The organism is Cyanobium sp. Alchichica 3B3-8F6, assembly GCF_024346435.1.
Lineage (GTDB): Bacteria > Cyanobacteriota > Cyanobacteriia > PCC-6307 > Cyanobiaceae > Cyanobium_A.
This window is the reverse complement of the sequence record NZ_JAGQCZ010000009.1, coordinates 40,965-54,439: the sequence shown is the minus strand read 5'-3', so window position 1 is coordinate 54,439 and position 13,475 is coordinate 40,965. Positions and strand designations below refer to the sequence as shown.

Annotated in this window: 13 protein-coding genes; 5 read left to right on the top strand and 8 right to left on the bottom strand. The window is 68.5% G+C overall.

Going from position 1 to position 13,475, the window contains the following annotated elements; translation table 11 throughout:
* Nucleotides 1-3 precede the first annotated feature (3 nt).
* A complete protein-coding gene (locus KBY65_RS08900; RefSeq protein WP_255001355.1) occupies nucleotides 4-1,569 on the top strand; it encodes a UbiD family decarboxylase in 1,566 nt (521 codons plus the stop codon).
* A complete protein-coding gene (locus KBY65_RS08895) occupies nucleotides 1,569-2,027 on the top strand; it encodes an Rrf2 family transcriptional regulator (RefSeq protein ID WP_254987270.1) in 459 nt (152 codons plus the stop codon). The genes KBY65_RS08900 and KBY65_RS08895 overlap by 1 nt, the downstream gene beginning before the upstream one ends.
* 88 nt (nucleotides 2,028-2,115) lie before the next feature.
* On the opposite strand, the gene KBY65_RS08890 is transcribed toward KBY65_RS08895, so the two are convergent.
* Nucleotides 2,116-2,877, bottom strand: a complete 762-nt coding sequence (locus KBY65_RS08890) for a polysaccharide deacetylase family protein (protein ID WP_255001353.1) — start codon at nucleotides 2,875-2,877, stop codon at nucleotides 2,116-2,118.
* Between the two features lie 5 nt (nucleotides 2,878-2,882).
* Nucleotides 2,883-3,272 (bottom strand): hypothetical protein, encoded by a 390-nt coding sequence (locus tag KBY65_RS08885; protein WP_094559522.1) that lies wholly within the window; start codon nucleotides 3,270-3,272, stop codon nucleotides 2,883-2,885.
* A 53-nt stretch (nucleotides 3,273-3,325) separates the two neighbouring features.
* Here KBY65_RS08885 and aroA point away from each other — a divergent pair, with 53 nt between their 5' ends.
* Genes aroA through KBY65_RS08870 form a run of 3 tightly spaced genes read left to right on the top strand, consistent with a single transcriptional unit; the run spans nucleotide 3,326 to nucleotide 6,318 of the window.
* Nucleotides 3,326-4,660: a 3-phosphoshikimate 1-carboxyvinyltransferase gene (gene aroA, locus KBY65_RS08880; RefSeq protein ID WP_255001352.1), complete on the top strand. Its 1,335-nt coding sequence runs from the start codon at nucleotides 3,326-3,328 to the stop codon at nucleotides 4,658-4,660.
* A 42-nt stretch (nucleotides 4,661-4,702) separates the two neighbouring features.
* The gene (gene glmU / locus KBY65_RS08875; protein ID WP_255001350.1) at nucleotides 4,703-6,055 is read left to right on the top strand and encodes a bifunctional UDP-N-acetylglucosamine diphosphorylase/glucosamine-1-phosphate N-acetyltransferase GlmU; all 1,353 of its coding nucleotides are present in this window, start codon (nucleotides 4,703-4,705) and stop codon (nucleotides 6,053-6,055) included.
* Nucleotides 6,052-6,318, top strand: coding sequence for a chlorophyll a/b-binding protein (locus KBY65_RS08870; protein WP_254987266.1), 267 nt, complete (start codon nucleotides 6,052-6,054; stop codon nucleotides 6,316-6,318). Before glmU ends, KBY65_RS08870 begins: the two co-directional genes overlap by 4 nt.
* Nucleotides 6,319-6,417: 99 nt before the next feature.
* Here KBY65_RS08870 and murF read toward each other — a convergent pair whose 3' ends face one another.
* The 6 genes from murF to menD form a co-directional block, all read right to left on the bottom strand.
* Entirely contained in the window at nucleotides 6,418-7,845 is a 1,428-nt protein-coding gene (murF, locus tag KBY65_RS08865) for a UDP-N-acetylmuramoyl-tripeptide--D-alanyl-D-alanine ligase (protein WP_255001348.1), read from the bottom strand.
* A 27-nt stretch (nucleotides 7,846-7,872) separates the two neighbouring features.
* Nucleotides 7,873-8,223, bottom strand: coding sequence for a hypothetical protein (locus KBY65_RS08860; protein ID WP_094559518.1), 351 nt, complete (start codon nucleotides 8,221-8,223; stop codon nucleotides 7,873-7,875).
* Between the two features lie 457 nt (nucleotides 8,224-8,680).
* Complete coding sequence (gene glgA / locus KBY65_RS08855; protein WP_094559517.1) at nucleotides 8,681-10,153, bottom strand: glycogen synthase GlgA; 1,473 nt, start codon at nucleotides 10,151-10,153, stop codon at nucleotides 8,681-8,683.
* A gap of 39 nt (nucleotides 10,154-10,192) precedes the next feature.
* Nucleotides 10,193-10,807 (bottom strand): L,D-transpeptidase, encoded by a 615-nt coding sequence (locus KBY65_RS08850; RefSeq protein WP_255001345.1) that lies wholly within the window; start codon nucleotides 10,805-10,807, stop codon nucleotides 10,193-10,195.
* A 39-nt stretch (nucleotides 10,808-10,846) separates the two neighbouring features.
* Nucleotides 10,847-11,707, bottom strand: coding sequence for a 1,4-dihydroxy-2-naphthoyl-CoA synthase (gene menB, locus KBY65_RS08845; RefSeq protein WP_255001344.1), 861 nt, complete (start codon nucleotides 11,705-11,707; stop codon nucleotides 10,847-10,849).
* The gene (menD, locus tag KBY65_RS08840) at nucleotides 11,704-13,467 is read right to left on the bottom strand and encodes a 2-succinyl-5-enolpyruvyl-6-hydroxy-3-cyclohexene-1-carboxylic-acid synthase (RefSeq protein WP_255001343.1); all 1,764 of its coding nucleotides are present in this window, start codon (nucleotides 13,465-13,467) and stop codon (nucleotides 11,704-11,706) included. The genes menB and menD overlap by 4 nt, the downstream gene beginning before the upstream one ends.
* Nucleotides 13,468-13,475 lie beyond the last annotated feature (8 nt).

Below are 13,475 nucleotides of genomic sequence, written 5' to 3'. Positions count from 1 at the left end.
CCCATGGCCGCGCCCTTGTTCAGCCAGCGCAGCCGCCGGGACCTGCGCGGTTTCTTGGAGCTGCTGGAGAGCCGTGGCGCCCTGCGCCGCATTACTGCCCCGGTGGATCCCGACCTGGAATTGGCGGCGATCGCCGATCGGGTACTGGCGGCCGGCGGGCCGGGATTGCTGTTCGAAAACGTCATCGGCTCGTCGATGCCGGTGGCAGTGAACCTGCTCGGCACCCAGGAACGGGTGCTGTGGAGCCTGGGCATGGAGCGACCCGAGGAGCTCGAGGCCCTGGGCGAGCGCCTGGCCCTGCTGCAACAGCCTCGCCCTCCCAAGGGCGCCCGCGAGGCGGTGCGGTTTGGCTCGGTGCTGCTGGATGTGCTCAAGGCCCGACCCGATCTCGATCTCACCCCCCCCTGCCGCCAGCAGGTGTTCAAGGGGGAAGCGGTGAACCTCGATGCCCTGCCGCTGCTGCGCCCCTGGCCGGGCGATGGCGGCCGGATCATCACCCTGGGGCTGGTGATCACCAAGGACCCCGAAACCGGCACGCCCAACGTGGGCGTGTACCGGCAGCAGCAGCAGAGCATCAACTCACTCACAGTGCACTGGCTGAGCGTGCGCGGCGGCGCCCGCCACCTGCGCAAGGCGGCGGCCATGGGCAAGAAGCTGGAGATCGCCATCGCCATTGGCGTGCACCCGCTGCTGGTGATGGCGGCGGCTACGCCGATTCCGGTGCAGCTGAGCGAGTGGCTGTTTGCCGGCCTCTACGCGGGTGAAGGCGTGCGGCTGGCCAAGTGCAAAACGGTCAACCTGGAGGTGCCCAGCCACAGCGAGGTGGTGCTCGAAGGCACGATCACGCCGGGCGAGGAGCTGGCCGATGGGCCCTTTGGCGACCACATGGGCTTCTACGGCGGCGTTGAGGATTCACCCCTGGTGCGCATCCAGTGCGTCACCCAACGGCGCGACCCGATTTACTTCACCACCTTCAGCGGCCGGCCCCCCAAGGAAGACGCGATGCTCGCCATTGCGCTGAATCGCATCTACACGCCGATCCTGCGCCAGCAGATCCCGGAGATCGTCGATTTCTTCCTGCCGATGGAGGGCCTGAGCTACAAGCTGGCCGTGATCGCCATCGACAAGGCCTACCCCGGCCAGGCCAAGCGAGCGGCGATGGCCTTCTGGAGCGCCCTGCCCCAGTTCACCTACACCAAATTTGTGGTGGTGGTCGACAAGAGCATCAACATCCGCGACCCACGCCAAGTGATCTGGGCGATCAGCGCCCAGGTGGATCCCCAGCGGGATCTGTTCGTGCTCGAGGACACCCCCTTCGACACGCTCGACTTCGCCAGCGAGCGGCTGGGCCTGGGCGGCCGGCTGGCGATCGATGCCACCACCAAGATCGGCCCGGAGAAGCGCCACCCCTGGGGTGAGCCTCTGGGCCGACCAGCCGAGCTGGAGGCGCGCATCGATGCCCGCTGGGCCGAGCTGGGCCTGGCGGATGTGGGCACCACGGAGCCCGATCCGGCGCTGTTTGGCTACACCCTGGAGCACGTGCTGGAGCGGCTCGCGGCGCGGGTCTGATGCTGTCGCGTCAGGCCAGCCATGCCCTCAAGGCCCTGCTGGAGCTGGCAGCCCACCCCTTGCAGTGGCAGTCGACCCACGCCTTGGCCCAGACCCAGCAGCTGCCGGAGCCGATGCTGGAGCAACTGCTGCTGCGCTTGCGGCGCCATGGACTCCTTGTGGCGCGCCGGGGCCGTCAGGGTGGCTACCAACTGGCACGGCCAGCGCGGGAGATCAGCTTGGCTGCGGTGCTGGCCGGGCTGGGAGAAGGGGCTGCGCTGCAATGGGGCGACATTGGCACGGGCCCGATTGTTGGCCAGGAGGTCTCGCCAGCCGATCAGGTCACCGAGGCCCTGCAGCGGCGACTGGAGCGGGCCCGGCTCAAGGCGCTGGAAGACCTGAGCCTCGAAGACCTGCTCTTCGATCTGCGCAGCGCCGAAGCCAGCGCCAACAGCGAAGCGGGGCTACTGCTGGGGTAGACCATCGAGCCCGAACGCTGAACTGCTGAAGGACGTTCCCCAGTGGACCCATGGGCAACGACTGCAGCAACGAACGCGAAGACCCCCCTTAAGCGTCCTCAACGCAGTCATCCGCCACCAACTGATCCAGGCCCACAAACTTGTAGCCCCGGCGCTGCAGCTCCGGCACCACAGCCGCCAGCGTGCCGAGGGTGGCAGCGATGGTGTCAGGCCGGTCGTGCAACACCAGAACGGCGCCGGGATGGGCATTGCGGCCTACAAACCAACGCTGAAAGGCCAGCGGCGGATGGAACGTGTCCCAGGGGAACACCGACCCGAGCACGGTGCGATAGCCATAGGCCTCCACACGGCGCAGCATCGGAGGATGCACGCAGCCGCCACCAGGGCGAAGCCAGTGCAGCGGCAACGGCTGGGGCGCAGCGGCCCGCTGCAGGGATTGCTCCGTGCTGAGCAGCTCTTCGATGAACGCTGGCCCGTCCAGGCAGGCGGAGATCCGATCGCGCTGCAGGTGGTTGCCGATGCTGTGGCCCTCCGCCAGGGCCCGCGCCACAAACTGCGGCGCCCCACGCTCCAGGTGCTCGCCGATCACAAAGAAGGTGGCCTGCACCTGCAGGCGCCTGAGCAGGTCCAGCAGCTGCAGGCTGGTGGGATCGCCCGGCTGCTCCGCCCAGCTCGGGCCGTCGTCGATGGTGATCGCCAGCTGCCGGCGCCGACCGCCGGCGCAGAACAGCACCTGGGGCAGCAGCGGCTGCAGCACCAGGCGGATCAGCCAGGAGGGCCACAGCACCAGTAGGAGCAGGCAGGCCACCAGGGCCAGCGGCGCCAAGATCAACACAACGGAGCAGCTCATCGACGCTAGTCAGACCAGGGCCCTGCCTCCCCCCGCTCGCACCCGTAACGCTCAACCCCGCCCCGGCGCTGCCTGAACTCGGGGTGCTCCGGGTCCACCGCGCTCCACCACCAGCGGCCATCGGTGTAACTGGGCGCGCCGGCATTGTTGGTGCGCGGCAGCTGCAGGCTCACACCGCGCCAGCGGAGCACGACAAAGGCACCCGGTGGCGTGCCCACGCTGATGTTGGCGATCCCAGGCGCATCCACGGCCCCCGCAAACACCTCTGCCTGCAGCGGATCCCCCTCACAGAGGTAGGCATCGCGCTGCAGAGGCTGCTGCTGGGAGTCAGGAGCCGCGGCCCAGGCGGGCACAGCCAGCAACAGGGTGAGCAGCAGAGACAGGAGCCAGGCCATCGGCGGGGGAAAGCACACTCCATAGGATCGCCGCACCAGCGCCCTGCTTGCCCGTGGCTGAGACCACTACCGCCTCCAGCCCCCTGCAGCTCCGCGGCGGCGGCAGCCTGCGCGGCTCGGTGCAGGTGCCGGGCGATAAATCCATCTCCCATCGGGCGCTCCTCTTCGGCGCCATCGCCGAGGGCACAACCCGCATCGAGGGCTTACTGCCCGCCGAAGACCCACTCAGCACCGCCGCCTGCCTGCGGGCCATGGGGGTAACGGTGTCGGAGATCCGTGCCGGCGAGCCGGTGACTGTGCAAGGCGTAGGCCTCGATGGGCTCCAGGAACCCGCGAACGTGCTCGACTGCGGCAACTCCGGCACCACGATGCGGCTGATGCTCGGCCTGCTGGCGGGCCGGGCGGGGCGCCACTTCGTGCTCACCGGCGACGGATCCCTGCGGGGCCGGCCGATGCGGCGGGTGGGGGCGCCCCTGGCCGCGATGGGCGCCGTGATTCACGGCCGCAAGGACGGCAACTTCGCCCCGCTGGCGGTGCTGGGCCAGCCGCTGCAGGGCACCACGATCGAGACGCCGGTGGCCTCGGCCCAGGTGAAGAGCGCCATCCTGCTGGCCGCCCTCACCGCAGAGGGGCCCACCACCGTGATTGAGCCGGCCCAGAGCCGCGACCACAGCGAGCGGATGCTGCGGGCCTTCGGGGCCGACCTGACGGTGGGCGGCGCGGGGAACACCGTGGTGACCCTGACGCCAGGCCAGACCCTGCGCGGCCAGAGCGTGGTGGTGCCCGGTGACATCAGCTCCGCCGCCTTCTGGCTGGTAGCCGGTGCGATTACCCCCGGCGCCGCGCTCACGGTGGAGAACGTGGGCCTCAATCCCAGCCGTACCGGCATCCTCGAGGTGCTTGAGCAGATGGGCGCCAACATCACGGTGATCAATGCCCGCGATGTGGCCGGCGAGCCGGTGGGGGATCTGCAGGTGAGCCATGGCCCCCTGCGGGCCTTTGAGATCGGCGGCGACCTGATTCCGCGATTGGTGGATGAAATCCCCGTGCTGGCCGTAGCGGCCTGCTGCGCTGAAGGCACCAGCCGCATCCGCGATGCCGAGGAGCTGCGGGTGAAGGAAACCGACCGGCTGGCGGTGATGGCCCGCCAACTGGGGGCGATGGGGGCCCGGATTGAGGAATTCGAAGACGGTATGACGATCACGGGCATCACCGAGCTCCGCGGCGCCACGGTCGACAGCGAAACCGACCACCGGGTGGCGATGAGCCTGGCGGTGGCCGCGGGCATTGCCGCCGGCGCTAGCCAGCTGCACCGCCCTGAGGCGGCGGCCGTGTCCTACCCAGGCTTCTGGGACGATCTGGCCCGCCTGCGCCAGCCTGCCCCCTGAAGCAGCCCGCGTAGATTCCGGCCCAGCCGTTTGCACCTGTCCATGCTTGCCGTTGCCGTGTTGGCTGCCGGGAAGGGCACGCGCATGAAGAGCGCCCTGCCCAAGGTGCTGCAGCCCCTGGCCGGCGCCACCTTGGTGGAGCGGGTGCTGGCCAGCTGTGAGCACCTCCAGCCCGACCGCCGCCTGCTGATCGTGGGCCACCAGGCTGAACGGGTGAAACAGGAACTGGAGGGGCACAGCGGCCTGGAATTTGTGCTGCAACAGCCCCAGAACGGCACGGGCCACGCCGTGCAGCAGCTGCTGGAGCCATTGCGGGATTTCCGCGGCGATCTGCTGGTGCTCAATGGCGACGTGCCCCTGCTGCGCCCCGAAACTCTCGCCGCCCTGCTGGAGCAGCACCGCAGCAGCGGCGCCGCCGTCACCCTGCTCACCGCCCGGCTGGCCGATCCCAGCGGCTATGGCCGCGTGTTTGCCAGCCCCGATGGACAGGTGAGCGCCATCGTGGAGCACCGCGACTGCAACGACGAGCAACGCCGCAACGCCCTCACCAATGCGGGCATCTACTGCTTCAACTGGCAGCAGCTGTCGGCGGTGCTGCCGCAGCTCACCACCGACAACGACCAGGGCGAGCTCTATCTCACCGACACAGTGGCCATGCTCAACCCGGCCATGCACCGGGAGGTGGACGACGCCGATGAGATCACCGGCATCAACGACCGGCTCCAGCTCAGCCAGTGTGAGGCCCTGCTGCAGGATCGCCTGCGGCGCCACTGGATGGCTGAAGGTGTGTCCTTCGTCGACCCCGCCAGCTGCACCCTCAGTGAGGGCACCCGGTTCGGCCGCGATGTGGTGGTCGAACCCCAGTGCCATTTCCGCGGCACCAGCTCGATCGGCGATGGCTGCCGCATCGGCCCCGGTTGCCTGATTGAAGACAGCCAACTGGGCGCCAACGTCTCCGTGCTCCACTCCGTCCTGCGGCAGGCCGAGGTAGCCGATGGCTGCGCCATCGGGCCCTTTGCCCAACTCCGCCCGGGCACCCAACTCGGCCAGCAGTGCCACATCGGCAACTTCGTGGAGGTGAAAAACAGCAGCCTGGCCAGCGGCGTGAAAGTGAACCACCTCAGCTACATCGGCGACGCCGACCTGGGCGCGGGGGTGAACGTGGGAGCCGGCACGATTACGGCCAACTACGACGGAATGCGCAAGCACCGCACGGTGGTTGGGGCCGGCAGCAAGACCGGTGCCAACTCGGTGCTGGTGGCGCCCCTGCGGCTAGGCAGCAACGTGACGGTGGGGGCCGGATCCACCATCACCAAGGATGTCCCCGATGGGGCGCTGGCCCTGGGCCGGGCCCGCCAGCTGGTCAAGGAAAACTGGACAGGTCCCCGCCCATGAGCCTGAACAACGCAGATCGCCCGGAGAACTCCGACCTACCGGAAAACTCCGACCAATCAAAGTTTCTGTACGAGCCGGTGGAGCGCTTTGGCGCCAGCATGACCAGCCCCAAACCTTGGAACACCAAGGCTCTGGCCGGAGTGGAGCTGCTCAACGGACGCGTGGCGATGCTGGGCTTTGCCGCCGCCATCGCCGGCGAACTGCTCACGGGCAAGGGCATGGTGGGCCAGCTGACGGCGCTGCTGCGCTGGTATCTCAGCTGAGCCAGGTCCGATCGCTCAACAAAGGAAAGGCCCCGAGTGAACCACCACCCAGGGCCTCTGCCCGAAGGCACAACATCGTGAAATGCTGCTCCACCGCCATCATGACGGATCAGCCAGGTGCTGGCGCTGCTGCTGGAGCAGGGCGATCAACCGCTCCAGTGCCACGCCGCGACTCGCCTTGAGCAGCAGCACGTCTCCGGGAGCCAGCCAGCCCTTGAGCTGAGCCGCCGCAGCTTCTGGCGTGGCGACCCGCTCCAGCCGGGTCAGACCACTTGCAGCTTCCAGCATCACAGCCCCTTCCTCACCCCCATCCACGATCACCAGGCCATCCAGGCCCAGCTGGCGGGCCCGTTCGGCCACCTGCCGGTGTAGGTGCAGGCTCTGCTCGCCCAGCTCGAGCATCGTGCCGAGCACCGCAAAACGGCGACCGGGTTGCCGGGCCAGAAGATCCAACGAGGCCAGCACCGCCTCCGGTGAGGCGTTGTAGGTCTCATCGAGCACCAGCACCCCACCCAGCTCCAGACGCCGGCTGCGACCTCCGGGCAGATCCACCTGCAAGGGCTGCCAGCGGTCGGGTTCGAGCCCCAGCTCCCGCGCCACCGCGAGAGCCAACATGAGGTTTCGGGCGTGGTGGATCCCCTCCAGAGGCACCTCCACCACAACCCCTGCCACCACGAGCGTCTCCCCGCTGGCATCCAGACGGCCCAGCCAATCGGCCTGGGCCTCATGACCTTCGCCCTCAAGGGCGATCCGCACCACCCGGCCCTGCCACACCCGCGCCAGGGCCGAATCCAGCAGGGGATCCCCTGCCGGGATCACCACCACTCCATCGGGCCGCAGCCCGGCGGTGATCTCACACTTGGCGGTAGCGATCGCCTCGCGGCTGCCGAGCCGGCCGATGTGGGCCGTGCCGATGTTGGTGATCACCGCCACGTCGGGGCGCGCACTGCAGCTGAGGCGCTCGATCTCGCCCAGACCCCGCATGCCCATCTCCACCACCACAGCCGCGTCGTTGGAGCTGGCCTGGAGCAGCGTCAGGGGGACACCGATGTCGTTGTTGTTGTTGCCCCTAGAGGCGCTCACCGCCCCCAGGGGAGCCAGGGCGGCCCGGATCAACTCCCGCGTGGTGGTTTTGCCGGCCGAACCGGTTACCGCCACCACCGGCGCCTGCAGCTGCTGGCGCCACAGGCCCGCGAGCTGCTGGTAGGCCAGCAGGGTGTCTGGCACCAGCCAGAGGGGAACGCCCGCCTTGGTGGCCTCCCCAATCAGCGCCTCCTGGCTAGCGAGATCGAGATGGCCGTTCTGGGCCAGCAGAGCAGCGGCACCCAGCTCCTGGGCAGCGGGAACAAACGTGTGGCCGTCAAAGCGCTCGCCCACCAGTGGCACAAACAGTTGGCCGGGGGCGAGGTGACGGCTGTCGGTGCAGATCGCCTGGGGAGCCAGGGTGATTGCGGCTTGCGCGGCCGATAAGGAGCCAGTCGTGGGGATCCCCCAGAGCTCCTGCAGCTGGGCCAGGCGCAAGGTCATCGGTGCGGGGCGAGACGACGCCCAGGATCATGCCTGAGGCTCTGGGGACAGCTCCAGCAGCACCATGCCGCTACCCACCCGGGCCGCCTGGCCCAGCACCGTGCCGCTGCCATCCAGCAACCGCAACCGTTCATAGCCCAGCTCCCGGCTGCGCTGCAGCCAGTGGTCGGCCAGCTGTTGACGGCGCTCCGGAAGCAGAGCCTGATAGGCGGCGGCCATCTCCAGATCGAGGCGGCTCGCCTGCGGGTGCGGACGGGCCGAGGCGATGCAGGCCTGCGGGTCGTCTTCGGCGAGCAGGGCCAACAGGGGATCGAGCTCCAGCAGCGGTTCGGGCGGCGACTGGGGCGGGGATGGGGACTGCGATGGGGGCTGGAGCACATTCGCCGCACGCTGCTGGCCAGGCTGTTGAACAGCTTGTGAAGCAGACTTGGAAACAGGTTGTGACAGGGCTGATGGGACCTGTTGTTGACCTTGTTCTTGAACAGGTTGTTGAACAGGTTGTTGAACGCCTGACGCAGCGTGGTGCTGACCGGGCGCAAAACGCAGGATCAGCGCCAACACAAGGGCCAGGCCCAGGGCCACTAGCAGCGGCCAGAACAGGGGGGCCAAGGAGACGGGCCAGAACCCCGGCACCGAGAGATCCCCCTCCCGATTGCGACGCCAGAGCTCGCGCAGCTTCAAGCCCGAACTAGCCACCACGGCACCCAGATCGCCCGCCAGGCGCCCCCATGGCTCCTCGTAAGGAGCTGGATAGGGCGCAGAGTCCGTCGCAGGGCTTGCGGCGTCTAGGGGCGCGTCACGGGGGGCGTCACGGGGGGGCGTCACCGGAGAGGATTCAACGGCGCTTCAGCAGCGACGCCAGGCCGCGGCGGCTGGGGTCGGCATCCTGACCCTGGGAGAAGCGCTCCACATCGGACGCCTCGGGCGTTGGTTCCTTGACCCCAGAGACATCGCGGTACATGGCGTCATAGGCCAGGGCCGAGCGGGCCCAACTGAAATCCACGGCCATGGCCCTGCGCTGCAGGTCCTGCCAGCTGGCCTGGTTGCGGTAGGCCTCCCAGGAGCGCACGATCGCGGTGTAGAAGTCGATCGGCTCGTAACGGTCGAAGCCGTAGCCGGTGCCGCTACCAGCCAGCGGATCGTTGGGGGGCACGGTGTCGACCAGACCGCCCACCATGCGCACCACCGGGATCGAGCCATAACGCATGGCCAACATCTGGCTGATGCCGCAGGGCTCAAAGCGGCTCGGCATCAGGAAGGCGTCGCTGCCGGCGTAAATCAGCCGGGAGAGGGCATCGTCGTAGGTAAGGAACACGGCGAAGCGACCGGGATGGCGCGACGCCATCTGCCACAGCCCACTTTCATAGGTGCGATCGCCCGTGCCCAGCACCACGATCTGGCTGTCGGTGTAGGCCAGCACCCGATCGGCCACCTGCAGCAGCAAATCAACGCCCTTCTGATCCACCAGTCGGCTCACCATCCCCAGCAGGTAGGAACGGGGATTCACCGCCAGCCCGAAACGCTCCTGCAGGGCCTGTTTGTTGACAGGCCGGGGGGCCAGATCGGTGGCCGAGAACCGAGCCGGCAGGGTGGCATCAACGGCCGGATTCCAGTCTTCAGTGTCGATGCCGTTGACGATGCCGCGCAGCTTGCCGCTGATGAAATTCAGCAGACCATCGAGATGCTCGCCGTACTGGGGCGTTCGAATCTCCATGGCATAGGTGGGCGACACCGCATTGACGCGATCGGCGTAGAGCAGCGCCGCCGCCATCGTGTGGTCCCCCTGCATGTACCAGGGACACCAGGTGATGCGATCGAGTTTCCAGCGCCACGGCCCCTGGTATTTCAGGTTGTGGATGGTGAACACGGTGCTGATCTCCGGATCCTGATGCATCCAGACCGGCAACATGCCGGTGTGCCAGTCATGGCAATGCAGCACCTGGGGCTTCCAGTGATGCCAGCAAAATTCGGCAGTAGCACTGGCAAAGAATGTGAAGCGCCAGTCCTCGTCTTCTCCGCCGTAGATGCGCTCCGGATCAAACACCGGATGGCCCACCAGATACAGGGTGAGGCCATTGGTGGGGTGGCGCGCCTCAAAAACAGCGAAGTCGTTGCCCATCGTGTGGCCGCGCCAGATCGGCTCGGGCGACACCTGCAGCTTCGACCACAGCTTTCCGTATCCCGGCAGGATGATGCGCACGTCGTGGCCCAGGGCAGCAAGGGCCGGCGGCAACGATCCAACGACGTCTCCCATGCCGCCAACCTTGATCATCGGCGCGCATTCGGCCGCCGCAAACAAGATCCGCATACCTGGTGCACCGAGGTGGGCGCAACTCTACGGGCGCCGCTAAGGCAGCACCATCACGGGGGTGCCGAGTTGCACCAGCTCGAACAACTCGCGCACATGTTCATCCAGCAGGCGCACGCAGCCGTGGGACACGGCCCGGCCGACGCTGTCGCGCTGGGGGGTGCCATGGAAGCCTGCACTGACGCAGCCCTTCACCACCAGGTGCTCCGTGCCGTTGAAACCAACGCGGCCGTTGCAATCGCGATGGAAGCCGATCCAGCGGCTGCCCAAAGGATTGGCAGGGCCCGGCGGGATGCGGCGACCGGTGGCGGGGTGCTCCCAGGTGGGATCCACCGCCAGTTCAATCACCGAAAACTGGCCAACGGGAGTCTCCCAGCCGGGGCGGCCAACCCCCACCGGAAAGCGGCGCCGTTCCTGCCCCCCCTCAAAAACCGTCAAGCGGCGCTGACGTCGATCCAGCACGAGATAGCGATCAGCAGCGGCAGGCGGGGAGCTGATCACGGCAGCCGGGGAGCTGATCGCGGCAGCCGGAGGGTCGGGGGCAGCCCGGCCAGGCATGCCAGCCGTCACCATCAGGAGCCCAAACCCAAGGGCCTTGCCTAGCAACCGCATCGCCACCACCCCATCGCCACCACCCCATCGCCGCCACCCCATCGCCAACGTCTATCCCTCGCCCTGACGAGCCCCTGGTCCTCAAGGTAACCAGGGAGCGTCAGAAAAATCGGGAGAGCGCCTCTCCATGAAGGCATTGCGGCCCTCCTGGCCCTCTGCCGTTCGGTAGAAGAGGTGGGTGGCCTGGCCGGCCAGCTCCTGAATACCGGCCAAGCCATCGGTTTCGGCATTGAAGGCGGCCTTGAGACAGCGAATCGCCGTGGGGCTGTGCTGGAGCACTTCCAACGCCCAGCGCACCCCCTCCGCCTCCAGCTCCGCCAGGGGCACAACCGCATTCACCAGGCCCATCTCCAGGGCCTGCTGGGCGCCGTACTGGCGGCAGAGGAACCAGATCTCACGGGCCTTGCGCTGGCCCACCACCCGGGCCAGATACCCCGCGCCAAAGCCCCCGTCGAAGCTGCCCACGCGGGGCCCGGTCTGGCCAAACACGGCGTTCTCGGCAGCCAGGCTCAGGTCGCAGAGCAGATGCAGCACCTGCCCGCCGCCGATGGCGTAACCAGCCACCAGGGCGATCACCACCTTGGGCAGGCTGCGGATCAGCCGCTGCAGATCGAGCACGTTGAGCCGGGGCAGACCCGACTCATCGACGTAACCCCCCTCGCCGCGCACGCTCTGGTCGCCGCCGGCACAGAACGCCCAACCGCCGTCGGGGGCGGGGCCAGCCCCGGTGAACAGCACCACACCGACGCGGGGATTGTCGCGAACCCGCGAAAAGGCATCGCATAGCTCCTGCACGGTGCGCGGCCGGAAGGCGTTGCGCTTGTGGGGCCGGTTGATCGTGATGCGGGCGATGCCCTCCTCACAGAGGTCAAACAGGATGTCCTCGTAGGAGCCTGCGGGTTGCCAGGCCACCGGTGCCGAGGGGATGGAGGAGGCCGTCACGGCTGCAGCTCGGGAACGGCGGCCATTCTGCGCAGCTCCTGCCGCCGGCCCGCATCGACGCGCCGATCACTAACCCACTCCAACAGCGCCAACGGCTGCTGCAGGGCCCAGGCCAGCTGGAGCTCCCAGTCAGAAGCGGCCTGGACCCTGCGCCCCGGCACCCCATGGACCGCCGCCAACTCCAAGGGATCCAACGGCTGGGGCATGGCGAACAGCCGCTCAAAATCGAGGGCCTGGGCTGGCGTGGTGCGGATCGGCAGCTGCTCGAAGATGCCGCCGCCATCGTTGTTGATCAGGATCACGGTGAGGCGGCCGTGAAGCTGCTGGCGCCACAGCCAGCCATGGCTGTCGTGCAGCAGGGCCAGATCCCCAGTGAGCAGCACCGCCTGGCCCAAGGCTTCCGCCACCCCGCAGGCGATCGACAAGGTGCCGTCGATGCCAGAGGCGCCCCGGAAGCCGTAAACCGGCCTGGCTGGGGCCGCCGGGTCGCCAAAACTTTCCCAGTCGCGCACCGGACTGCTGTTGGCGATCACGAGCGGCAGACCCGCCGGCAGCAGAGTCCCCAGTGCACGCGCCAGCGCCGGCTCCCCCGGGCTGCCGGGGGGCAGGACCGTGCTCAACATCACCTGCAGGGCGTCCTCCCGCTGCCGCCAGGCCGCCGCCAGCTGCAGGGCCACGGAGCTGGGCTGCCCCCGCCAGGTGGCGTGGGGCCAGCCGGCGACCCAGGCCGCTAAGCCCGCTGCGCTCTGATGGCAGCCCGTGCCCAGGGGATCGAGTCCGCGCGGATCGCTCTCACTCACCAGCCAGTGCTGCGCGTCCAGGCCGGCGAGCCAGCGCTGCAAGCGGCGGCTCGCTGGCAGAGGCCCCAGGCGCAACACCTGAGGAGCCTGGAGGCTGACATCCGAGCCATCCAGCAGCAGGTCGTAACCGGCCACCAGATCGAGCTCCGCCAGGCCGCGCAGACCGCTCAGACCATCGGCCAGCACCGGCCAACCCGTGCGCCGTTGCCAGCGGCGCAGCGCCTCCACATGGGCATCCCAATGCTGGGGCAGGCCGCGCCAGGGCCCAGCCACCACCACACCGGGACGATCCGGATCGGGGCGCGGCATCCCCCCAGCTGGGCGTGGGGGAGCTGGCGCCGGCGCTCGCGACTCGGGCCCAATGCACTCGGGCCATTCCAAGCCATCAGCTGCCTCCAGCAAGGCGAGTCCATCGGCGTGGAGGGGCTCCTCGAAGGGAAGATTGAGGTGCACGGGCCCAGGCGGCTGGCCCGTCGCCGCCGTCGCCAGCAGGGCAGCTTCCGCCAACTGGATGATCGCGCCATCGGCCATGGCGGCAAGGCCAGAGCCATCCCCCTGCCCTAGCCAGCGCACACTCGCCGCCAGGAAGCACTCCTGATTGACGGTCTGGTTAGCGCCGCAGCCCTTGAGGCGATCGGGCCGATCCGCCGTGATCAGCAGCAGCGGAATGGTGCCGTAGTCGGCTTCCACCGCCGCCGGCAGCAGGTTGGCGACGGCCGTGCCCGAGGTGGTGATCACCGCAGCCGCCCGGCCCGAGGCCCGGCCAAGGCCCAGAGCAAAAAAGGCTGCGGAGCGCTCATCCACAGCGGTGTGGAGGATCAGCCCGCGGCCCTCCAGCACCCCTGCCGCCATGGCCAGGGCGCCGGAGCGGCTGCCGGGGCAAAGCACGGCATGGCTGAGCCCCCGCGCCATCAGGGTCCTGAGCAGCAGTAGCGCCACCTCCAGATTGCGACGGGCCAACTCCAAGC

What these genes read in the sequence shown, in the direction of transcription:
- KBY65_RS08900 (WP_255001355.1), top strand. Translation starts at nt 4, where the DNA reads ATGGCCGCGCCCTTGTTCAGCCAGCGCAGCCGCCGGGACCTGCGCGGT.
- KBY65_RS08895 (WP_254987270.1), top strand. Translation starts at nt 1,569, where the DNA reads ATGCTGTCGCGTCAGGCCAGCCATGCCCTCAAGGCCCTGCTGGAGCTG.
- KBY65_RS08890 (WP_255001353.1), bottom strand. Translation starts at nt 2,877, where the DNA reads ATGAGCTGCTCCGTTGTGTTGATCTTGGCGCCGCTGGCCCTGGTGGCC.
- KBY65_RS08885 (WP_094559522.1), bottom strand. Translation starts at nt 3,272, where the DNA reads ATGGCCTGGCTCCTGTCTCTGCTGCTCACCCTGTTGCTGGCTGTGCCC.
- glmU (WP_255001350.1), top strand. Translation starts at nt 4,703, where the DNA reads ATGCTTGCCGTTGCCGTGTTGGCTGCCGGGAAGGGCACGCGCATGAAG.
- KBY65_RS08870 (WP_254987266.1), top strand. Translation starts at nt 6,052, where the DNA reads ATGAGCCTGAACAACGCAGATCGCCCGGAGAACTCCGACCTACCGGAA.
- murF (WP_255001348.1), bottom strand. Translation starts at nt 7,845, where the DNA reads ATGACCTTGCGCCTGGCCCAGCTGCAGGAGCTCTGGGGGATCCCCACG.
- glgA (WP_094559517.1), bottom strand. Translation starts at nt 10,153, where the DNA reads ATGCGGATCTTGTTTGCGGCGGCCGAATGCGCGCCGATGATCAAGGTT.
- KBY65_RS08850 (WP_255001345.1), bottom strand. Translation starts at nt 10,807, where the DNA reads ATGGGGTGGCGGCGATGGGGTGGTGGCGATGGGGTGGTGGCGATGCGG.